General features: G+C 42.0%; 15 protein-coding genes. 3 read left to right on the top strand and 12 right to left on the bottom strand.

Features of this window, described 5'->3' with window-relative positions; translation table 11 throughout:
- Window positions 1-28: 28 nt before the first annotated feature.
- Both ACUNWA_RS05715 and ACUNWA_RS05710 read right to left on the bottom strand, forming a co-directional pair.
- A complete protein-coding gene (locus tag ACUNWA_RS05715; RefSeq protein ID WP_445590927.1) occupies window positions 29-577 on the bottom strand; it encodes a DJ-1 family glyoxalase III in 549 nt (182 codons plus the stop codon).
- 104 nt (window positions 578-681) lie between these two features.
- Entirely contained in the window at window positions 682-1,188 is a 507-nt protein-coding gene (locus ACUNWA_RS05710) for an RNA polymerase sigma factor (protein WP_445590926.1), read from the bottom strand.
- Window positions 1,189-1,902: 714 nt separating this feature from the next.
- Between ACUNWA_RS05710 and ACUNWA_RS05705 the strand changes: the two genes are divergently transcribed.
- Entirely contained in the window at window positions 1,903-3,957 is a 2,055-nt protein-coding gene (locus ACUNWA_RS05705) for a TonB-dependent receptor plug domain-containing protein (RefSeq protein ID WP_445590925.1), read from the top strand.
- Window positions 3,958-4,026: 69 nt separating this feature from the next.
- Here the strand turns inward: ACUNWA_RS05705 and argF are convergent, their stop codons facing one another.
- Together argF and ACUNWA_RS05695 are read right to left on the bottom strand one after the other, a co-directional pair.
- Window positions 4,027-5,025, bottom strand: a complete 999-nt coding sequence (gene argF, locus ACUNWA_RS05700) for an ornithine carbamoyltransferase (RefSeq protein WP_445590924.1) — start codon at window positions 5,023-5,025, stop codon at window positions 4,027-4,029.
- Window positions 5,022-5,993 (bottom strand): carbamate kinase, encoded by a 972-nt coding sequence (locus ACUNWA_RS05695; RefSeq protein ID WP_445590923.1) that lies wholly within the window; start codon window positions 5,991-5,993, stop codon window positions 5,022-5,024. Before ACUNWA_RS05695 ends, argF begins: the two co-directional genes overlap by 4 nt.
- 362 nt (window positions 5,994-6,355) lie before the next feature.
- Between ACUNWA_RS05695 and ACUNWA_RS05690 the strand changes: the two genes are divergently transcribed.
- On the top strand, window positions 6,356-8,776 hold the full coding sequence (locus ACUNWA_RS05690; RefSeq protein WP_445590922.1) for a DNA translocase FtsK 4TM domain-containing protein: 2,421 nt from the start codon (window positions 6,356-6,358) through the stop codon (window positions 8,774-8,776).
- 18 nt (window positions 8,777-8,794) lie between these two features.
- A complete protein-coding gene (locus tag ACUNWA_RS05685; protein ID WP_445590921.1) occupies window positions 8,795-9,445 on the top strand; it encodes a LolA family protein in 651 nt (216 codons plus the stop codon).
- Between the two features lie 180 nt (window positions 9,446-9,625).
- Here the strand turns inward: ACUNWA_RS05685 and ACUNWA_RS05680 are convergent, their stop codons facing one another.
- From ACUNWA_RS05680 to ACUNWA_RS05645, 8 genes are all read right to left on the bottom strand, one after another.
- On the bottom strand, window positions 9,626-11,245 hold the full coding sequence (locus ACUNWA_RS05680) for a cellulase family glycosylhydrolase (RefSeq protein WP_445590920.1): 1,620 nt from the start codon (window positions 11,243-11,245) through the stop codon (window positions 9,626-9,628).
- A gap of 82 nt (window positions 11,246-11,327) precedes the next feature.
- Window positions 11,328-12,269 (bottom strand): PKD domain-containing protein, encoded by a 942-nt coding sequence (locus ACUNWA_RS05675; RefSeq protein WP_445590919.1) that lies wholly within the window; start codon window positions 12,267-12,269, stop codon window positions 11,328-11,330.
- Between the two features lie 82 nt (window positions 12,270-12,351).
- Complete coding sequence (locus ACUNWA_RS05670; RefSeq protein WP_445590918.1) at window positions 12,352-13,836, bottom strand: SusD/RagB family nutrient-binding outer membrane lipoprotein; 1,485 nt, start codon at window positions 13,834-13,836, stop codon at window positions 12,352-12,354.
- A gap of 18 nt (window positions 13,837-13,854) precedes the next feature.
- Window positions 13,855-17,283 (bottom strand): SusC/RagA family TonB-linked outer membrane protein, encoded by a 3,429-nt coding sequence (locus ACUNWA_RS05665; RefSeq protein ID WP_445590917.1) that lies wholly within the window; start codon window positions 17,281-17,283, stop codon window positions 13,855-13,857.
- A gap of 15 nt (window positions 17,284-17,298) precedes the next feature.
- Window positions 17,299-18,396, bottom strand: a complete 1,098-nt coding sequence (locus tag ACUNWA_RS05660) for a FecR family protein (RefSeq protein WP_445590916.1) — start codon at window positions 18,394-18,396, stop codon at window positions 17,299-17,301.
- A 13-nt stretch (window positions 18,397-18,409) separates the two neighbouring features.
- Window positions 18,410-19,108 carry an RNA polymerase sigma-70 factor gene (locus ACUNWA_RS05655; RefSeq protein ID WP_445590915.1) on the bottom strand — a complete coding sequence of 233 codons (699 nt, stop codon included), beginning with the start codon at window positions 19,106-19,108 and terminating at the stop codon, window positions 18,410-18,412.
- Between the two features lie 90 nt (window positions 19,109-19,198).
- Complete coding sequence (locus ACUNWA_RS05650) at window positions 19,199-19,756, bottom strand: RNA polymerase sigma-70 factor (RefSeq protein ID WP_445590914.1); 558 nt, start codon at window positions 19,754-19,756, stop codon at window positions 19,199-19,201.
- Between the two features lie 438 nt (window positions 19,757-20,194).
- Window positions 20,195-22,549 carry a DUF5703 domain-containing protein gene (locus tag ACUNWA_RS05645; RefSeq protein WP_445590913.1) on the bottom strand — a complete coding sequence of 785 codons (2,355 nt, stop codon included), beginning with the start codon at window positions 22,547-22,549 and terminating at the stop codon, window positions 20,195-20,197.
- Window positions 22,550-22,558 lie beyond the last annotated feature (9 nt).

Below are 22,558 nucleotides of genomic sequence, written 5' to 3'. Positions count from 1 at the left end.
CAGTCAAAAATTTCTGTTTGCAGATAAATCAATCAACCAACATGGCTTTTGCTAATTGATCCGCTTTTTCTTTATCGATTAATTCTTCAACCAGCTTTAAGGCAAATGTTAACGTTACTCCAATACCGCGACCGGTGACGATGTGCTCCGACACACAGGCTGGATCCTTCAAAATTTTTGCTCCATGCAATTCTGGTTCAAATCCAGGATAGCAAACGGCTTCTTTGCCTTCTAAAATTCCAAGATGGCCCAATACCAGTGGAGCGGCGCAGATTGCTCCCAAAAGTTTTTTCTCTGTATTGAATTGAAGGATTTGTTCTCGAAGTCCTTTATGCTCATTCAGGTTTTTGGCTCCGGGCATCCCTCCCGGTAAAACAATGACATCAATTCTGCTGTAGTCTAATTCGCTAAAAAGCATGTCGGCTAACACTGGAATCTGATGTGCGCCTGTAACAGTTGTACTGTCTGTCATGGAGACGGTTTGAACCTCAAGACCGGCACGTCTTAAAACATCAATAATGGTGATGGCTTCAGTTTCTTCAAAGCCGGTGGCTAAATGAACTGCTATTCGTTTCATATCGGTTTCTGTATCGAATGGATTTCTCCTTAAAAATAAAAAAAATGATCCGCAATTGCGAATCATTTTTCTAGGTCTGTATAATCACTAAGGAAAATTAACAACTAGATGGCATATTCTTTTAAGGCTTTTTCCAATTTTTTGCGTGTAAAGAAAATCCGACTTTTAACGGTCCCCAGTGGGAGGCTTAATTTGTCTGCAATTTCCTTGTATTTATATCCATCAAGAAACATTTTGAACGGAACTTTGTACTCGTTCTCAAGTGCATTAATGTTTTTGATAATCTCTTTTGAACTATAAAATGAATCTGGCGAAGGGTAAATTTTATCTTTTGAGAATTTCAAATGAAAATCGTTATTCGCTCCATCAAATGTGCTCTTGGCTTTTACATTTCTGCGATAGTTATTAATGAAGGTATTCTTCATGATGGTATAAATCCACGCTTTGAAATTTGTGTTTTGCGTAAATTTGTCACGATACGTTAGTGCTTTTAAAAACGTCTCTTGTAGAAGATCTTGGGCTTTCTCCTGATCAGCTGTCAGGCTAAGTGCATAGTAAAGCAATTTGTCTTGCAGTCCTAGCAATGCGTTGTTAAATTGAACTTGTGTCATGGCAGCGTGTTTTTATTGATTATTGTTTAGAACAAATATAAATAACAGTTGTCTTATTAAAAAGGATTACTGCGTCTTTTATTCTTCGATTTTATTTATTCGAGATAAAGAAAATTGAATTGTGGTGATTATTAGTCTGTAATGTGAATCTACGAAGTTTACATAAGTTTGTTTGAACCATTTTCTATGTCGTTAAACAAGTTATTTTTATTTAGATTGTCTATGAAATAGGGTTTCCTTTTTGTATTTTAAAAAGAATTGTTAGCCATTTTCTGGTAAAATTACTTTATCGCTCATTGAAAAAAACTTAGGCCAGTGCTTACATTTTCTCTTTCCATTTTTGGATGGGTTTCTTCTCATTCTTCGTCACATCTGATTTTTTTAGTGGCAAGTAACAACTACCATGCTTAAATAGGGAATGAGGTGGTGACCATGCTGCAGTGCGCAGATCGTTAAAGGGGGAACGGTTTTTTTTCCTTTAGCTTCCATTTAGCGCTGTTAGATCATGCTGTCTTTAATGTTCCACAGTTGAGGTCAGCTCTCTACAAATAGCCTTTGAATCAGAGCGGAAGTTAGACCGGATGGTAGAAGTGGAGTCCGAGCTCAGAGTAGCTTGAGAAGTTATTTGATTTCGCGGTTTGCACAGCTTTTCGCTTTCGAAAGATATTTCTACATTTGCCGCTTCCGATTACTGATATAAGTAATAATAGATTAATGAAAAATTTAAGTTTTAACCACAAATGGGCCGACAGGCTTGTTTTCAAACGTTGGGGTGGTCAAGCGTATTCGTTGTTTCAGGCATTAAATAAACAGGTTTGCATTGCTGTATTGGCTGTGACCTATTTTATGGTGGCTGGAATCAATGAAACGGTTGCTCAAACTGAGCGTTTGGAGGTAAGCATGGAGTATGATCTTGATGAGATTGAGGTCAGTGCCCAGCGAGCACCTGTAACGTATTCACAGGTGGCACGGATTATTTCCGTGATTGAGAAAGATCAGATTGATGCGGCTCCGGTCAACAGTATTCAAGACCTGCTGGAGTATGCTTTGAGTGTTGACATCCGACAGCGGGGAACGCATGGCGTTCAAGCCGATGTTTCCGTTCGAGGAGGTTCCTTCGATCAAACACTCATCCTTTTAAATGGAATTAATCTTTCCGATCCCCAAACCGGTCATCACAACCTCAACTTACCGGTAAGTTTTAAAAGTATCAAACGTATTGAAATCCTGGAAGGTCCGGCTGCGCGGGTCTATGGTCCCAATGCATTTTCGGGTGCTATCAATATTGTAACAGAGCCCTCAGCATCTGATCAGCTCGATATTGATGTGACCTATGGAGAGCACCAGCTTCGCGACCTCAATGTTTCGGCCAATGCGCAAGTTGGGAAGTTGAGCAATTTCATTGCTTTCAACAATATGGCTTCAGATGGCTATATTGACAATACGGATTTTGATAGCTATAATGTATTCTATCATGGTCTTTTAAATGCTGAAGCCGGGAAACTGGATTTACAGGCAGGGCACTCCAATAAGTCTTTTGGAGCCAACAGTTTTTATACGCCAGCCTATCCTAATCAATTTGAACAGACAAAAACCACCTTTGCATCGCTGAAATTTGAAACCGGAGATAAATTGCATTTTTCGCCTGCTTTATACTGGCGCCGGCATCAGGATCGGTTTGAATTGTTTCGTGATAATCCGGCTTCGTGGTATAGCGGGCACAACTACCATATGACCGATGTATTGGGTGCTTCCATCAACAGTTGGTTTACCAGCCAATGGGGGAAAACCGCTTTTGGAGCTGAATTTCGTTCTGAAAACATTTGGAGCAATGTGTTGGGTGAAGCGATGGAAGAACCGATTGATGTTCCGGGTGAAAAGGGGCAGCAATTTACAAAATCACATTCGCGGACAACTGTTTCATATTTTGCCGAACATACTTTTTATCTGGGGAACCTGACTGCGTCGGGAGGAGCCATGGCGAACTGGATTTCGGATTTGAATTATGAATGGAACATCTATCCTGGAGTGGATTTGAGTTACCAGTTAACTAATGCTCTGAAAGCTTATGGATCATTCAATAAGTCTTTGCGCATGCCCACTTTTACAGACTTATATTATACTGGCCCGACAAACAAAGGAAATCCGGCATTGAAACCAGAACAGTCCACAACAATTGAAGGTGGGGTGAAATTGAATAACCGTTATTTGCATTTCCAGGCCGGTTATTATCACCGGATTGGAAAAGATTTAATTGACTGGGTTCGCGAAAGTGAAGAGTTTCTATGGGAAACCCGCAATCTGACAGAAATTAAAAGTAATGGATTGGAATTGATTGCTGCATTGAATGTTCCGGAAGTGCTGGGACAGCCGTTTTTTATTCAACGGATCAATACCAATTATGCCTATAATCAATTGGATAAAAGTCAAAGTGAGTATCTTTCCAATTATGCCTTGGACAACCTGAAGCATAAGTTTGTGTTTTCGGTGGATCATAAACTATGGAAGAATTTGATGGGGGCCTGGAACTTTCGATTTCAGGATCGGAACGGAAGCTATGCTAAATTTGAGGATGCTGCTTATGTTGGTGAAGCCGACTATGAATCCTTTTGGTTGACTGATTTAAAAGTGTACTGGAAAACCAACAAACTGCAGGTTTCTGCCTCGGCTTCCAATTTATTTGACCAAAAGTATGTGGATCTGGGCAATATTCGTCAGCCCGGACGATGGCTCAGTTTTGGTGTAAAGTATCAGATTGAATTAAATTAAAAAAGAAAATCAGCATAAGTAATCGGAACAAGAAAGGGCACTCGTTGGAGTGCCCTTTGCTTTTTTAGTTTAAGCTAAGGTCGCAACCATAACCGCTTTGATCGTATGCATTCGGTTTTCTGCCTGATCAAAAACGATAGAGGCCCGACTTTCAAAAACTTCCTCCTTCACTTCCATTGATTCAATTTCAAATTTATCGTAAATTTCTTTGCCCACTTTAGTTTCGCAATTGTGTAATGCCGGGAGACAATGCATGAATTTTACTCCAGGGTTTCCGGTCATTTGCATCACTTTTTGATTGACTTGGTAGGGTAGGAGCAGCTTGATGCGTTCTTCCCAAACTTCTTGTGGCTCGCCCATCGAAACCCAGACATCGGTGTATAAAAAGTCACAACCTTCAACTGCCTCTTCCAGCTTTTCGGTGATGGTAATTTTAGCCCCTGTTTTAGCTGCAATTTGCTGGGCTCTTTCTATTAATTCGGCTGCCGGCTGACAACTTTGGGGAGCTGCTGCTCTGAAATTCATTCCCATTTTGGCAGCACCAATCATCAGGGAGTTCCCCATATTGTTTCGGGCATCGCCCAGGTAGCAAAACGTTATTTGGCTGAGCGGCTTGTCGGCGTGTTCTTTCATCGTCAGAAAATCGGCCAGAATTTGGGTGGGGTGAAATTCGTTTGTTAGTCCATTCCAAACAGGCACTCCCGCATATTTCCCCAGTTCTTCCACAATTTCCTGACCAAATCCCCGGTATTCAATTCCGTCATACATTCGACCCAAAACACGGGCGGTGTCTTTCATCGATTCTTTATAGCCAATTTGCGATCCGCTGGGGCCTAAATAGGTCACATGTGCACCTTGGTCAAACGCAGCTACCTCAAAGGCACAACGCGTGCGTGTTGAGGTTTTCTCAAAGATCAGGGCAATGTTTTTTCCTTTCAACAGCTGTTCTTCATCTTTATTGTATTTCGCCATTTTCAATTTCTCGGCTAGCTCCAGCAATTCGTGAATTTCATCCGGTGTAAAATCCAGTAGCTTTAAGAAATTGCGGTTTTTAAGATTTGGTATCATTCTGCAAGTGTTTGGTTATCGTAATTCATTGTAATTTTTGATCCATAAGATTTATCGGCCAGCTTGGTAGCTTCTGTAATCACGCTTTTCTGACCGCCTTCTTCAATAAATTTCAGGCAGGCTCGTATTTTGGGAGCCATGCTTCCTTCGCCAAAGGTACCGTTGTTTAAATAATTTTGGGTATCGGTGTAGTCCAAAAATTCGAGCTTTTCCTGGCTGTCTAGCCCAAAGTCCTTATACACAAAAGGAACATCCGTTAAAATGTAAAACTCATCAGCATGAATACTGGAGGCCAGCAAGGCTGAAGTCATGTCCTTGTCAATAACGGCATCAACGGTTCTCACATTTTGCCTTTCATCGAGGTAAACCGGAATTCCGCCACCCCCGGCAGTGATTACAATGTTGCCCTCGTTAACCATGCGGGCTATTATTTCCTTGTTGAGAATATCGATTGGCGTGGGAGAGGGTACTACGCGCCGCCAGCCCCCTGGATGTTTGGCGTTTGGCTTGAACTGCCAGCCTTTTTCATGACTGAGTCGGTTTGCATCAGTTTCGTTGTAGTTTTTACCAATGCGTTTGGTCGGATTCTGAAAAGCCACATCTACCGGATCAACCGTCACCATGCTGATAACCGAAATGATGTTTTTATTAATTCCAAATCTGTTTAAAACATTACGCATCATCCGTTCAATCATGTAGCCAATGCCACCTTGCGAATCAGCCACGCACACATCCAGTGGCATGGGCGCTATATTATACAGGCTTTCTCCGGCCGCATTGCGCATTAATATATTTCCAACCTGTGGGCCGTTTCCGTGGGTGATAACTAAGTTGTATCCTTCGTTGATCAAATGAACCAGGTTTTCCAGCGTGTCCGTGGTGTTTTGTTCCTGCTCTTCAATCGTTCCTATTTCATTGTCCCTTAGTAGGGCATTGCCTCCCATGGCGATAACAGCTAATTTATGCATGGTTATTCGTTTAAGTTAAAGCTGCCAGACAAACAAACATAGAGAAATATAGGTGAAATATGTATGATTGAATCATTAGATTTGTTCAATTTAATCTGTTGTAGAACAGTAGTTTGTTGCTTTGTTTTAGATTGAAACAAAGGCATGCATTCTTCTGATGATTTATTAATGCGGGAGTGCGTTCTAGTTATAATTTGCGATTCTGGATCCGGGGACTGACTTTTCTTTTTTTTTCCTTTGGAAGGAAAGACTATCAGAAAGATCAACCCCAAAGCCATTTTTTTGACTATTTAAGCTCGGTTCAGGGCACGATAAGCTGTTTAAATTTCGTTAACTTTGCAATCAAATTTTGAAAAATACCTATGGCTAAAAAGACCAAAAGAAAGCAAGTGCCGAAGAAAGACAGTATGTTTAAGCGAGTAAAAACCTTATTGAAAAGTGATAAATTCAACTATACCATTGGAGTATTTCTTTTTGTTTTCGGACTGTATTTGTTAATCGCCTTTATTTCTTTTTTATTTTCAGGTCATGCCGACCACAGCAAACTGGATTTGTCCTCGGGGGAGCTACTTGCCAATACCGATATCAAAGTCGAAAATAAAGCCGGAAAAACCGGGGCCTATTTAAGTCATATTATCATCAATCAAGGATTTGGCCTTGCTTCTTTTATCCTGATTTTCATGCTGGTTGTTACTGCATTCCAGTTTTTCAAGCGCCCCTTGTTCAGTTATTGGCGAACGATGCTTTTAGCCTTTGTTAGTATGATTTGGCTGTCGCTGTTTATGGGATTGATTTTGATCGATGTAAATACCGATGGATTTTTATACCTAGGTGGTGCTAATGGCTATGTTTTGGCTGTGTGGCTTAGCTCACTGGTGGGCTATGTTGGAACATTTTTTCTGCTGATTTTTGGCTTGTTTCTGATCATGTTGTTTTCTTTTGAAAGTTTCCTTCCGTGGGCGAAAAACCTATTTGGACGGCAAGTTAGGGAAAGCGTGGCTGATGAAGAACAGCCGCAGCTGTTTGATGAAGTACCTCAAGTGGATTCAGAAGAAAGTATTTCAAAGGTTATCGATGAAAATGATAAGATAGAAACCATTTTTGATCCGGACAATGAGGACCTTGGATTTGATGAGTCTATCGATAAGAAAAAGATTCAAGCTAATGTAGAAGAACAGCGATCACAACAGAAGCAAGAAGAAGTTGCCAAGGAAGAGCTGGAAATGACTGTAGAAAAAGTGGAAGAGGAGACGGATGAAAACTATGAGCAGGAAGCTGCTTCAGACTATGATCCCACTCTGGATTTATCCAATTATCAGTTTCCGGCTATTGATCTGTTAGATGATCATTCATCGGGCAATGCAGAGGTAAGCAACGATGAGTTGGTTTCGAATAAGAATAAAATTGTTGAGACGCTTCGTCATTATAAAATTGAGATTACGAAAATCCGGGCAACCATTGGGCCAACGATTACTCTTTATGAAATTGTGCCGGCACCGGGTATTCGTATTGCCAAAATAAAAAACCTGGAAGACGACATTGCCCTGAGTTTAGCGGCGCTGGGGATCCGTATTATCGCGCCTATTCCGGGACGTGGCACTATCGGTATCGAAGTGCCCAATCAGCATCCCGAGATAGTTTCTATGCGTTCGATCATTGCTTCCAAGAAGTTTCAGGAAAGTAGTGCAGACTTACCCATTGTGATGGGAAAAACCATCTCGAATGAAACGTTTTTGATTGACTTGACCAAGATGCCGCACATTTTGGTGGCCGGTGCTACCGGACAGGGTAAATCAGTTGGACTGAATGCCATCATTACTTCTTTGCTTTATAAAAAACACCCGTCACAGCTGAAGTTTGTTTTAATCGACCCCAAAAAGGTGGAGATGAGTTTGTATTCGACGATCGAAAAACACTTTTTAGCCAAATTGCCGGATGAGGAGGAGGCGATTATTACGGATATTCAAAAGGTAAAATACACCTTGAATTCGGTTAATATTGAAATGGATAACCGGTACGATTTGCTGAAAAAGGCACATGCCCGAAATATTAAGGAATACAATGCGAAGTTTATTGGGCGTCGGTTGAATCCTGAGAAGGGACACCGCTACCTACCTTACATTGTTGTTGTGGTCGACGAGTTTGCTGATCTGATTATGACTGCCGGAAAAGAAGTTGAACTTCCTATTGCCCGTATTGCCCAGCTGGCTCGTGCCGTTGGTATCCATATGATTATTGCTACACAGCGTCCATCAACCAACATCATTACGGGTGTAATTAAGGCCAACTTCCCAACTCGGATTGCCTTTAAGGTAGCTTCGATGATCGACTCCAGAACGATTTTGGATACGCCTGGAGCTAATCAGCTGATTGGAAAAGGAGATATGTTGATTGCCACAGGAAGCAATATCACACGTTTGCAGTGTGCTTTTGTTGATACACCGGAGGTTGAACGAGTTTGTGAGCATATTGCGAATCAACAAGGCTATCCGACTGCCTTTTTGTTGCCCGAATATGTTGGAGAAGAAGAAGGCGGAGGTTTGGAAACAGACCTGAGCAACCGCGATGAACTGTTTAACGATGCTGCCAAGGTGGTTGTTATGAATCAAATGGGGTCGACCTCTATGATTCAGCGTAAGTTCTCCATTGGCTACAATCGTGCAGGAAGAATCATGGATCAACTGGAAGCAGCCGGCATTGTCGGACCAAGTGAAGGAAGTAAAGCACGTCAAGTGCTTATGCAGGATGAATACAGTTTGGAACAATTATTGAATAGCTTGTAAAAATTTTTAACTATTGAGATGAAGAGATTAGCCGTTTTAATGACCGTAATCGTGTGTTGGAGTGCTGGATTTGCGCAGCAGGATCAGAAAGCCAAAGATATTTTGGAAAAAGTAACCAGTACTACGCAAAGTTATTCTTCCATAAGTGCCTCTTTTAATTATATAATGGATAATGAGGCTGTTGGGATTCATGAAGAAAATAAAGGTCAAATTTTATTAAAAGGACAACAATTCCATCTGCAATTGTCGCAGTTGGGAATGGAAATATTTAATAATGGAAAAACCGTATGGACTTACATGAAGGACGCTGGCGAGGTAACTGTAGCCGAAGCCGATGATGAAATGAATGAGATGATGGATCCTTCAACCTTGTTCACTATTTATGAAAAAGGCTTCAACTACGAGTTTGTAGAAGAGAAAACAGTAGCGGGAGTCCTCGTTTATATTATCGACCTGTTTCCTGAAAACGAAGAGATTGAATATAGCAAAATTCGCATTCAGATTGACAAACAGAGGTTGTTAATTCGTCAGGCCGAAATGGTTGGTCACGAAGGAAATAGTTATATTGTTTTAGTCGAAGATTTGAAAACCAATATTCCGGTTAAAGATTCCGATTTTGAATTTAAGGCGGAAGACCATCCGGGAGTAGAGGTGATTGATTTGAGATAGACCGTAAGCAATTGATATGCCTTCGAAAAAGCTGGCAATGCAATCAAAATAGGATACTAAAAAACAGACCGTTTCAAATTGGATATTGAAACGGTCTGTTTTCTTATATCCTTTAATTCCTCTCTAGCTAGATTAGCAAAGGATGAATAAGATCAGTTGTGAAGAATCTTGAAATCAGAATTACTGCTCTAAAATCAAATACTCCTCTTTATCCTGCAGAAGAAACTGAATCGTCATAGTTCTGGTGCCTCCTTTTTCGGTAGGAGGAACCATTAACCAACCGGCATCGGAATTCTTGATTTGTTCCGTTTCAAGTTTCTCCGATTCAGGCTTGATGCTAATTTCTTCATTGATAGAGGAGAGCCAAGGCAGGTAAATAATTGTCGGGGCCTGGTTTACTGCTTCCTCGTCCCACTGCATAAAGAATTCTCCTGTTTCAAAATCAAAATCATACGAAATCAATTTTCCGGAGATGACTTGAGGAAAAGGCCTGATAATGGCATCCTGAAAATATGGATAATCTGCAATATCGCCATAGTAAGCCCAGTAGGTATTGCTGAAATCATACTTTTCAATCAGGTTTACCAAGTGCTGAGCTGTTTCAACCATTTTAGGCGATTTTCCATGCAAAGCTCCCCACTCTCCAAGTAGTACCGGCATGTCCATCCTTTTTCCACTTTCGGCAATTCGCTCAAAAATAAACTCCACACGTTCGTAGCTTGGGTTTTCCACCTCTTTGGTGTCAACCACCAAATCATAACCATGCGCTGCATAGGCTACTTGAGGGTCACGACTTCCATCGGGCAGCGTTGTCGCTTCCAAGGCCGTAGAAACACCTGTGTTCACGAAATAGTTATGGTTGAAAAATAAGATATGATTGGTATCAACCTGGCGAATAGCATTGGCTACTTTTTGATACATCGACTGCAAATGAGTCCGTTCAAACTTAGCACTCAAATCATACACAGCATCTACCACTTTTGAATACTTCTCTTTAGTGGCGATTAACTCCAGTGCTTTCAGCCTTGATTCTTCATCAGCCCACATCGCTCCCAACTCATCAGCCGAAGGAGGTTCCTGTCCTGTTTCTTCAGCTAAAACTTGTGCATAAGCACCAAGCATAAGCGGCATGACTTCTTGCGCTGATGTGCCCATGAACGGTTCATTCATCAGGTCATAACCAATCACTGTCGTGTTGTGGGCATAGCGCATGGCAATGTGCTGCCATAGCTTGACGTAATGATCTTGTACGCCAATACCATCAGGAGCCGGAGCATTGTTCCAGAAATTGTCAAAAGCCGCTTGAACAGCCGGACTAATCAGGTAGGAATCGCTCCATACAGCTCCTTTTTGATGAGGCTTTCCTTCGTCAAGTGTTGCCCAGTCGGGAGCTCCGTCTGAGAATTTAGCACCATACAAATCCTGATGCATGTCGAGGAAGACATAAAGTCCGTGTTCGCTGGCCCATTCAATTCTCTTATCAATCTCCTTCAGGTACGCTTCGTTGTATTGTCCGGGCTCGGGTTCCAAACCATCCCAAATGATCCCCAACCGAATACAATTAAACCCCCAGCTTTCAAATTGCTCAAAAGTTTCTTTCCCTTGCAAAGGCATGTATTTCTCATTCGGATCTTTACTAATAAAATTGATTCCGCTTAAGATTACCTGCCTTCCTTTCGAATCAACAAAATTTTGTCCGTCCACTTTTAAGAAACCGTCCTTTTTTGCCGGTTTTACTCCTTTATCACAAGCAACAAAGGATAGAGCAATAAAACAAACAATTACATACCGTAGTATCATTTATCAACAATTTTAATATTTAACAATTATAAATTTAAACTGCTCTTTAATTGATACGAACAGTTTAAATGAACGATCAGATCTACTTTTTTTCGAAACTCAGGGTGTACATGATGGACGGTTTCATAAAATCCTCGGGATAAACTTCCGGACTTAAGGTAGAAACCAGCATGGAAACAATCATTCGATTGGCCGTAATATCCCGGATAATAACCTTTGTATCGTAGGTAAGAATTCCAAAGTACGCATTCTCAGAAAATGAAATCCAGTTTGCATCATTAACGTCGATGGTTTCAACCTCTGATACTGTTTGTGTTTGTGGGTTTTCCTGACGGGCACTAAATGAAAAATCCCCTTCATTTAGCGTAAATGTTGAACTCGCTGGTGCAGTATAAGTCTCAACAGCTAAACCTAAATCCCAAACCGGTTCACCAACAATTGTATTGTTTACATAGGCGTGGATCACACTGGCCAAAACCTGCCCATTTTTTGGCGCTACCGAATATTTTCCATCGTAATGAAATGTGTATTCATTGTCATATTCACTGCCAATCCCAAACATGGTTAGTACATCGCTGGGGGCTGCCTGGTAAACCGTTCCGGAGAATGAGAAGGCTCCATCGCTATTGGAAGCTGTTTTACTCATTACCCAGGTTTTTCCATTGCTTGCTTCCGGTCCGCCAGTAAGCATTTCGAGTACTGAAGCAGCAATGCTTACCTGTTTGGTAACCTGTACTTCTCCTCCTTCACCCATAGCAGTCAGTTTGACGGTGTAATCACCTGACATGGCATAGGTGTATTGGGGGTCTTTTGAAGTACTTGTTCCATCTTGGTCACCAAAATCCCAGGAGTAGCTTGATGCATTTTGCGTCATTGCGGAAAACTGGATTGAATAAGGATCGTTTTCATCTACTTCAAAAAATATTTCGGCCATTGGTGGTTCCGGATCGTCTTTACATGAGGTAAAGGCAAGTAGAAAAACTAAAGCGGAAAAACTGAATAATAAACTAATTTGTTTTTTCATCTTGTTTCTTGTTTAAGGTTATTGATAATCTTTGCATTTATTCATTCTTATTTTGGTTAGAGCATCAACCCCAAATGGTTTATTAATCACGGACATCCCACCACAAGGGAGTTGTGATTTCATCGGGGCCTTGCTGTTCAACCGCTTTCAAGTAATTGGACTGGTTGATATTGGCTTCAATGGCTGGATATCGGAAGCGCGAGGGCAGTATTCCTTCGCTCACTCCGGGTTCATAAACTGGAGCGGTTCTGGTGTCAATTTTGGGATAGCCGGTTCGCCGCAGGTTACACCAAGCTTCATAGGTTTCTGGTAAATATGCAATCCATTGCTGAGTGCATATTTGTTCAAGCTGCTGTTCTTCGGTGCCAGCTAATGTTCCTAAGGCTGATGCCAGAAATTCATCAGTATCGGCTTGCGACACGTTCCATTGTTCCATTGCTTTGCGAATACCGGCTTGGTAATAGTCGTTTGCATTACCGGGAATTATTCCGGCCAAGGCTGCTTCGGCTTGTAGCAACCAAATTTCAGCAGCCGACATAAAATAGATCGGGGCACCTCGTCCGACCAAGTTGTCCGATGGATTTGATGTGCCGGCCCAATCCCATTCCGAAAAATAGCTATCTGCCAGTCCATTAGGAATTCCTATATACTCGCCGTTGGAGTTTGGTGCAACAAAAACCTCCAGGCGGGGATCATTTGTTGTTTTTAGCTGATCAACCAGTAGTTCGCTCATTTTCCACTTCCAATAATTGTAAGAGCCGTACAGCGGATTCTGAAATTCACCAATGTCACTGTCCTGGGTTTCTATCTCGGCATTTTGAGTATTTTCTTCGATTAAAGGCTCGGTAAGGCACTCGCCGATTACGGTTTCAGCCAACTGAGGAGCCACAAAACGAATACGCATGGCCATGCGCAAGCGTAATGAGTTTGTAAACCGTACCCACTTTGATAGGTCGTTGAAGAATAAAGGATCGGCGTCTGGATAGGCATTTTGGGCTTGCGCATTTTTAAGTAGCTCCAGGTTCGTTTTTAGTTGCTCCAGCATCGCTATGTATATGGACTCAACACTGTCGTATTCCGGATAAAGGATGTCTTTTTGACCATAGCCTCCATTTTGGTAGGGGACACTTCCATAGCCATCAGCCAGTCGTAAGAAATTAACAGAGGCGATCACTTGTGCCATGGCATGTTGTACCTCATTTTCCTGCATACCGCCACTTTCCGTAAGCTGAATCACTTTGTTGATGTTTCGAATTGGGCCGTGGAAGAAGCTTTCAAAGACATAGCGGTATTCGGCTCCCGTGAAATGATCGAAATAGCTGTCGATGTAGCGCGAGTCGTTAATTCCCACGTACATGTGTGAATATTGACCTCCAAAAGTAAAGTGTATATAGGTACTACTCAGAAACGTTTGACGCACCGCATTGGCAAAAAGGTATTCGCTCGGAATATCCGTTATATCATTCGGGCTGGTGTTGATTTCTTCAAAGCGATCATCGCAGGAAGCAAATATCAGAATTAAGGCAGCCACTAAAAACCATCGACCTTGCATGTTTATATTTCTCATCGTATTCATCTTTTAAAATTAGAAGTTGACAGTCAGGTTAAACCCATAGCTTGAGGTAGAGGGTAGGGACATGTGTTCGATTCCATTTCCTGTATTTCCACTACTGTAGCCCGATTCCGGATCAACATGATCCATTGCTCTGTAAAGGAAGAGAAGGTTGCGGCCCACCAACGACAAACTTAAATTACTGAGCGGTGTTCGTTCCAGCCATCTTTTAGGAAGGTTGTATCCCAGAACCACTTCACGCAAGCGTACATTGGTCGCGTCCTGTATCCACTCCGTGCCGATTTGCTGATTGAAAAGGCTGTACCAGTGAACCTGCGGATCAATAGGGATTGAATTGGGCTGGCCTGTGGATTCCATAATTCCTTCTTCGATAAAACCTTTTGGTTCAACGTCCCGAAGAGGGGTTGTATAATAAGTGGCCGGATCATGGGTTGCGTACCATTCTTCGCGTCCCTCAAGCGTTTCGGCTCCGGTTCCAAAGAGACAGTAATAAGCTTTACCCCAGGAGTATACATCGCCTCCCATCTGAACGTCAACCAAGAAGCTCATCTTCAGATTTTTGTAGGACAGGCTATTGGAAATGCCACCAATCCAATCGGGGTTGATATTCCCCATCGCTTTTTTCTCACCTGCTTGCGTATAGCCATCCTTATCAATGAGTACATTGCCAAATGAGTCGCGTTTGTAATCAGTTGTGTAAATGACCCCGTAGGGTTGCCCCGGACGTGCTTCAATGGTCATATGGAACTCATCAGCCAGGGGGAGTGTCTGCATGTCTTCGTAAAGTTCTTTAACTGTCGAATTGTTTTTTGACCAGGTAAGGATAATGTCCCAGTTCAGCCCATCTGAGACGACCGGACTGGCATTGATCTGGGCTTCAAAGCCGGTATTCTCAATTTTCCCGGCATTCATGAATTTGCTGACATAACCGGTTGATGGGGTTAACGTAATCGGCATGATTTGATTGACGGACAAACTGTTGTAGTAGGTCACATCGAGGCTGAGACGATTATTGAAAAAGCCGAGGTTGGTACCTACTTCCCACGAGTAAGTATCTTCAGGTTGCAGATCGTAGTGAGGCAGTTGACCACCAATACCTCCCAGTGGAAGATCGGTTTGTGTTTGATAAACACTGTAGTATTGATTAATCTGGTAAGGACCAGTATCATTTCCAACTTTGGCATAAGAGGTTCTTAGTTTTCCGGATGATAAGATGGATGATTTCAGCCCAAATGCTTCAGTAAACAAGAAACTAAGGTTTTCGGAATGATAGCTGTATGAATTGTTCTGCAAAGGGAGTGTGGACGACCAGTCGTTACGAAAAGTAACATCGAGGTAGAGGTAGTTTTGAAATGAGAACTGTCCCAGTCCGTAAAGTGAAAACACTTCTTTCTCCGAAAACCATTCGCCGGTTCCGTAGTTCTTAAAGTTCTTGATGTTGTAAAAGTCAGGAACACGCATTACGTTCCCCCATTGTGATAGACTTTTTCCTTGGTTATAACGGTAGTTACCCCCAGCACTAAGGCTTAGATTAAAGGCTCCGACAGCCTGATTGTAAGTCGCCATCACATCCGTGTTCCACTCCATTCCCTGACTCATGCTCTGGCTGAGTGAGCCTCGCCCAACTTCCAGGTTCGGACGCCCGGGAGCCTCTTGGTCTTTGGCTGTTTTCGAATAAAAGTCGAAGCCGGAACGGGCCAGCAAATTCAGTTGATCCGACAACTTCCAATTCACCGAAAACATGGACTGCAAACGGTGTTTTTCATCCTCGTTACTTATTTTATCCAAGATCCAATATGGATTGCTGAAGGTGTTATCGGTATTCCACTTCATTTCGTTTCCTGCAGTATCTGTAATGTTGTTTTTCAGCGATTCGAGGGAAATATTCCGCGGCATAATTCCTAGAGTTTGGACAATGTTGGCTCCATCTTCAGCCAAGTAAGGCCGATTATTCACGACCGACCGGATGTAGGTAATTTTGCTGTCTAAATCAATGTTTTTGCCAAATTTGGAAGCGCCCCGAAGATTTATGGTTTGCCGGCTTAGATCGTTGTTTGGCATGATTCCTTTCGAGTCCTGGTTGGTGATTGATGCGCGAAATGTGGTTGTCTCATTTCCTGCATCAAAAGCCACGGTGTTGGTAAAGCTTGAACCTGTTCGAAAAAAATCACGATACGAATTTCCCTGGCTGCTAAACGGAACTTCCTCTCCATTCCATCCAATTCTTGGTTCATCATCCATTCGGGGGCCATAACTCCAAATCCACGGATAATCTTTCAAGGGATGAGGGGGATTGCCATCAATGATATTGGGATAAATACCAAAAGCTCCTTGTCCATATTTATTCTGAAGGTCAGGAACAACCATCGGGTTTTCAAGGGTAAAGCCTGATGAAAACGAAATCCCGATTCCGTCGCGCTCTTTGCCTTTCTTGGTCATAATCAGAATAACACCATTGGCTCCGCGTGAACCATAAGCTGCGGCTGCTCCGGCTCCTTTCAGCACGCTGATAGAGGCTATATTTTCAGGATTCAAATCAGAAAGGGCATCACCACCGTCTTTTCCTCCCCATCGTCCTGCTCCGCCGTAACCGGCATCCATCGGTATCCCATCGATTACAAACAGGGGGCGGTTATTTCCCTGCAAAGAGGCTATCCCGCGCAGTACTACACGCGATGAACCATCAACGCCTGTTGGCGATTTGGTGATTTGCAATCCTGCGACTTTGCCTGTTAGCGAGTTGATTGGATTGTTCTCTTTTGCCTGGTTAAAATCAGATGCTTGTATTTGGGAAACGGAGTACCCCAGTGAATTTTTATCACGCGAAATGTTCAAGGCTGTTACTACAACCTCAGCAATTGCGCCAACATCTTCTTCTAAACTAATATTGATTACCGATCTTCCATTAACCGGCACTTCTTGTTTTTTAAAACCAATGAATGAGTACTCAAGTACGGCGTCTTTCGATGGCACTTCAATGGAGTAGTTCCCATCCATATTACAGACTTGTCCTATTGTTGTTCCTTGAATCACAATATTTACACCAGGCAGCGACTCCTTGTTTGTAGCTGAAACGATACGTCCCTGCACCCGAAACGAAGAAGAATCCATCTGTACGTTGGATACTACGATCAGTTTCTCTTCGACAATCTTAAATGAAAGTCGGGTTTTTGATTGCAAGATATCAAGTGCTTCCTGGATGGACTTATTACTAAATGAAATGGAGTACAGCGCATTCAGATCAATCACATCATCGCTGTAAAAAAAGCGATAATCACTTTGTTCCTGAATGGCATTAAAAACATCCTTAATGGTTTTATTGGTCAGATTGACCGATAATTCCTTAGGTTGTGCCGACAGTGGCTGCGTGCAAAGCAGAGTCATCAATAGCAGGATGAGTAACATCGGAGCTCTCATCAAAAAGTCAGGTTTGATTTTCATACGAGTTTGTGTTGATTAGTCTTTGTTTTTTTTGTCTTCCTTTTTGCGTAACCAGACATCTCTGTCTTTCAGGGTATAGTCGATAGGTGAAGCAATACTAATGGCTGCCAATACATTTTCGAGGGTTTCATTTTCGATAATTCCAGAGAAGCGGAAATCTTTTAAGTCAACATCTTCAAAATGAATTTTCACATTGTATTTACGCTCAATTTTCACAACCATTTTTTGCATGGGCTCGCTCTTCATAATGAGGCGGTCTTCAGTCCAGGAAGTAAATAGATTCGGATCAATTCCTTTGGAAATCAGAATCTTTTCACTCTTTCGTTCTCGGATTTCTTTGGGTTGAGTAGCTGCTTCTGTTTTCGATTCAACTTGTTGCATTTGGTTGCTTGCTTTGTAAAATACCAGTTGCTCCTGGGGTTTTAAAAACAACTCATTTTGCTTGGTTTTTTGCTCTCGGTTTTTGACAATACTGATTGATCCCTCGACCAGAGTGGTCTCAATGGTTTTTTCATCGCCGTAGCTCTTTACATTGAATTTGGTACCATAGGCTTTCACGGTAATATCGGAAGTGCGAACTTGAAAGCGTTTCGATTTATCCTTAGCCACCTCAAAGAAAGCTTCTCCCTCCAACGATACTTCCCGGATATCTTTGCCAAAGTCTCCCGAATATTTCAAAACACTTCCTGCATTAAGAATCACCGTCGAGCCATCAGGAAGTGAAATGCTTGATTTGGCACCCATAGGAGCGGTGATTACACTTTCTTCCAATTCGGCAAAATAGCGATTGATTCGGTAGTTACTAATCCCCCAGGAGAGCATAGCACCCAGAACGAAGACAGCCGCAATTTGGGTCCAGCGCTGCCAATTGATAAACGTTGTATCTTTAGGAAAGTGCCGCTTTTCAAGTTTTTCCCATTCCTGATCAATCACATCGTCAGTAATTTGTAACTCAGCTTCGGCAGCAAACCAAATTTTTTGCAGTTCATTAAAGTGCGTTTGATTCTCCGAACTTTCCTGAAGCCAAGTGTCCAGCTCTGTCCATTCATCCTCAGTTAAAAGGCCTTCAAGATAGTTCAGAATTAATTGATCGGTATTTTTATGTGTCTTCATTTTTGAATGTTTCTTATTTATTGTTCTGTTTTTCTACAGAATGTAATTGTTGTTTAAGGTATTTCAAAGCCCGGTAAATTTGCACCTCAACCGTTTTGGGCGAGATGGAAAGCTGCCTGGCAATTTCTTTGTGCTTCAATCCTTTTTCACGACTCAGAGAGAAAATCTTTCGACATTTCTCGGGTAATGATTCGATGGCTTGGCGAATTGTTTCCTGCAATTCTTTTTCCTGAAGTTGGTCGTGAGCATTTTGCTGATAAAAATGATTTCGTTGTTGTTGCAAATGGAAGCTGTTCAAGTGAAGGTGATTGGTGTTCGTTTTCTTTAAGTAATTAATACATTGATGGTGAACCGCGCGGTACAAATAGGCTTTTACCGACTGATTGATTTCCAATTGCTCGCGTTTTTCCCAGAGGTAGGAGAAAACATCCTGAAGGATATCTTTGCACGCTTCTCCTGAATCAACATACTTTCGGGCAAAACCATACAGTTCCTTGTAATATTTTTCGAACAATTTGCGGAAGGCTGTTCGGTCTTCGCACACAAGTCGATCCAAACATTCAACATCCGACTCTTGCGACGGATCTTCCTTCGGACGCAAAACCGACAATACCTTTGAGGTGTGGTTCAATTCAGCCTCCTGAAAAGGCGGTATGGCCCAGGCAGGAACAGATGAACTTAAGAATGAAACAGAGCGGTTTTCAGCTTTCATTGTAAATAATCTTCTTTGGTATTCTGTTTCTAAGGCAATTCAAACCAAAAGATCACTTACAAGCAAACTGATTATTTTCTGTTTTTTTGACTAAAGAAATTGTTTTAAGCCAACTTTAAGTCGTTTCAAACTCCGAAAGATGAAGGTTTCAACGGTTTTGGTTGAGAGGTTCAACTGCTCTGCTATTTCTTTGTGACTCAAGCCTTGTTGCCGGCTAAGAAGAAATACCTGTTTTTGTCGTGGAGGAAAAAGCGATACCTGCTGATCGATAAGATAAAGTATTTCTTTATGGTCGAGGTTATTGGTGGAGTCGCTACTCTGGAGTAGCATGTAAGCATATCGCGTATTCCCCAAAGCTTGTCTCTTCTGTTTTTGAATGTAGTTCAGACTCTTGTTACGCACCATGCGATACAGGTAAGCAGCCAGCGAATAACGAATAGGCACGTTTTTTCGTTCTTGCCAAAACTGCGAGAATGTTTCCTGAATAATATCTTTGCTGGCCTCCTGCTCTTGGGTGATACGCAAGGCATAAAAGAACAGCGGCTTGTAGTAGGAGCGAAAAAATAGATTGAAAGTTTTTACGTCTCCACGATTTAACTTCGCAATCAACTCCTTTTCGGGAAGAGATATGTATTTGTCCTGTCCCAACTAGATGATGATGATTTCTGTTTTTAAAAAACCTTAAGTTAAGGACAAAATTACTTCCATCCCAATAGTTGGGTGGAAAGTTATTTCGTTGGAGAATAAGTCCAGTCGGAAAAACACGACCGCATTGGTTCGGTTGGCTTTTTGTGGTTATTTAGATACAAGTTTAGTTTGACTAAAAGGAAACTCAGATGCTATATTGGAGCGAATTTTCAAGAGGACGATTAAGCTTTCAAGCTGATAAAGGTAGATGAAGGCGATAGAAAACTTTTGAATACTATTGTTTCCGATCGCCTTCATGGGTTTATTGTTCGTAATGGGGTGAATTTGTGTGATCTGCACAGTATCGATAGTCCAAGTTTCAGTTAAACAGATGTTTGTCTGCTTTTTCTTGTAGACCTTTCGCGAGGATAGTCTATTTGCAGGATTTTTTTATTGCTTTTATTCACTTTGATTGTTTGGTTGAACGATGTCTTTCAGGCGTTTTTGAGGGCTAAGCTTGAGTTGGGTAATTTCACCATTGCTGGCCTTACAATCGATAATTGCCTTATTGGGCGCATGTAGTCTGAATTCTACGTCCCAATCTTTAGGCCAGGCAGGGAGCAGATAAATTTTGTCGTCAACTGCTTGTAGAAGCATTTCCTGAAGGCCAATCATGCCTGATCCTCCCCAGTTATGATCAGGAACATAGTCGTGTCCTGGCCCCCAGAAGCTTGGAAAACGTCTTCCGGAATCTTGCATCTTTAAGATGCTTACTTTTTTAGCTTCCTCAGTCAGTCCCATCCGGGCACAAAAAATGGCATCCTGATGCCAGGATATGAAATTTTTCCGATCATCCAGCAGTCCGCTATTCCAAGTGTTAACGGCAACAGTCAGACCTGGAAGACCCACGCCATAGAACCCATAAGGAAAGACTGGGTACATTTCAGGTATATCTGAATTAATTCGCTCTGGGAGTTTTTGGGCAGCAACGATGATCTTCTTTCCTTTGTGATTGGTATAAGTCATGTCCGGAACATACTTAAGCTGATTTTGCCAGTAGTCCTTTTCCTCTGCAGCAAGTAGTTCGTCGGGCAAGGTTTGCATAGCCTGAATTACTGCGATTAATGCTGCACTAATGTCGGTCGGGTTTTTAATGTCCTTAAATGTCTCGCAAGCTGTTGAGGGATAGATCACCAGTTTGTCGTTTTCGTCAAACGGCTTTCCTGTTCGCTGTATTTGCCGGTACTTGTAATGTTCGAAGAAAAAATTCAGGGAACTTTTAATAAAAGGAAGGTATTCGCGAATTGTTTTTCCTGAATATTCATAGTATTTCAGAATCATAAACGCAAATTCTAACTGGTTGGTGTAGTGAAGTCTTACCCATTTGTTAGTCAGTGTTCCGTGTTCCAAATCATCCGATCGCTTTCGGGGGCCACTTTCAAATCCCCATGTTCCCGCAGCTGGCAGTCCAAATGTTTCCGGATGTTCTGTAAAACTGCATCCTTCATGTCCCCAATATACCTTAGTTCGTAATTCCGTATTTTTTAAACTTCGTGAGTAAAATTTGAATTGGGAGTGCATCATGTCAAAGTCTCCAGACTTGAGCATAGGCCAGTAAACCAGTCTTTGGTTCTGAGCGGTATGGCTTCCACCTCCCCAAGTACGGTAGTCAGGTGTTCCGTGATTAGGCAGATTATATTGCTTTACAAAAAACGGATCAACCGTAAATAGGCCCCCGTTAAATTTGGTAGGGTAAGCGCCATAGGCATTGCAGCCCAATTGGTATCGGAATAACTGGTAGTTGCGTCCTGCTTGCCAGGCCGGATCGGTTGGATCATTTTTTTCAGCATTAATAAAGATGTAACTTCTTTCCCAGTAGTTGTGCCACCAGGTTTTAGTTTTTGCCCATTCAGCGCTGCTACTGAAGGACAAGTTGGATGAAAGAAGATCTTTTTCCCATTGCTTTATCGTATTTGTTTGATCGGTATGTAGTGCAAATTTAACCTGATGTTTTTTAGCTGGCTTTTCTGATGTGAGAGACCAATACGTGAAAGGCGTATCTACGTATTTTCCCGATCCGGTTCCGGCATGAATCATACCTTTTCCAAGCATTAATCCTCCAAAAGTTAGATTCTTTTGGGGGTTAGTCAGTTGGTCTTTGACCGCTGTAAGTCCTTGCTGGTTGATGCAAAAGTCAATCAGTAATTTGTCCGAGCGATTCCGGTGATACCAAAGAACGGCATCCTTATGGTAGCGAATACTATCCCGATAAGTAACCACATCTCCCTCATAAGCTGAATAGCTAAAGCAGGCACTTCGCTCTTGCATGGGAAGTTGACGGTCTGCGGTACGCCAGTTTTCGTAAAAAGCTGTTAGCTTCACTTCCGATGTACTTGTGAGCGAAACGTTGATGTGCGGTTTAAAAACATCCACCCACAGATTGATGGTGACTTTTTCTTTTCCATTTTGACCAATGATCTGGATGTATCCGTCATGCAGTTTTAGTTCTTGAGAAAAAACGGACTCGGAATCAGTAAAAATATTGGGTTCTAAACGTAAGCGTCCCCGTCCTAATTTTAGCAGTTGGTTGTTTTCATCAAATGCACCAGATCGGGAAATGTAGAAGAGAATGTCCCCATTTTCAACCCATACATTACATCCAATATCGCCACCACCTAAAGGCATGGACTCGCTGCTGTTTTTACTCTGTGAAGTCCAGTTGATATTGTACCTTTTCAGTTGTTTTTCCAGCTCTGTACCTGTTGTTTGTACTAGGAGCAGACAGAAAAAAAGGCAGGCCGTTAGTTTATACATATGAAAGAT

This window comes from Sunxiuqinia sp. sy24, from assembly GCF_052677165.1.
Note: the sequence above shows the minus strand (reverse complement) of the source record. Positions and strands in the feature narration are given on the sequence as shown.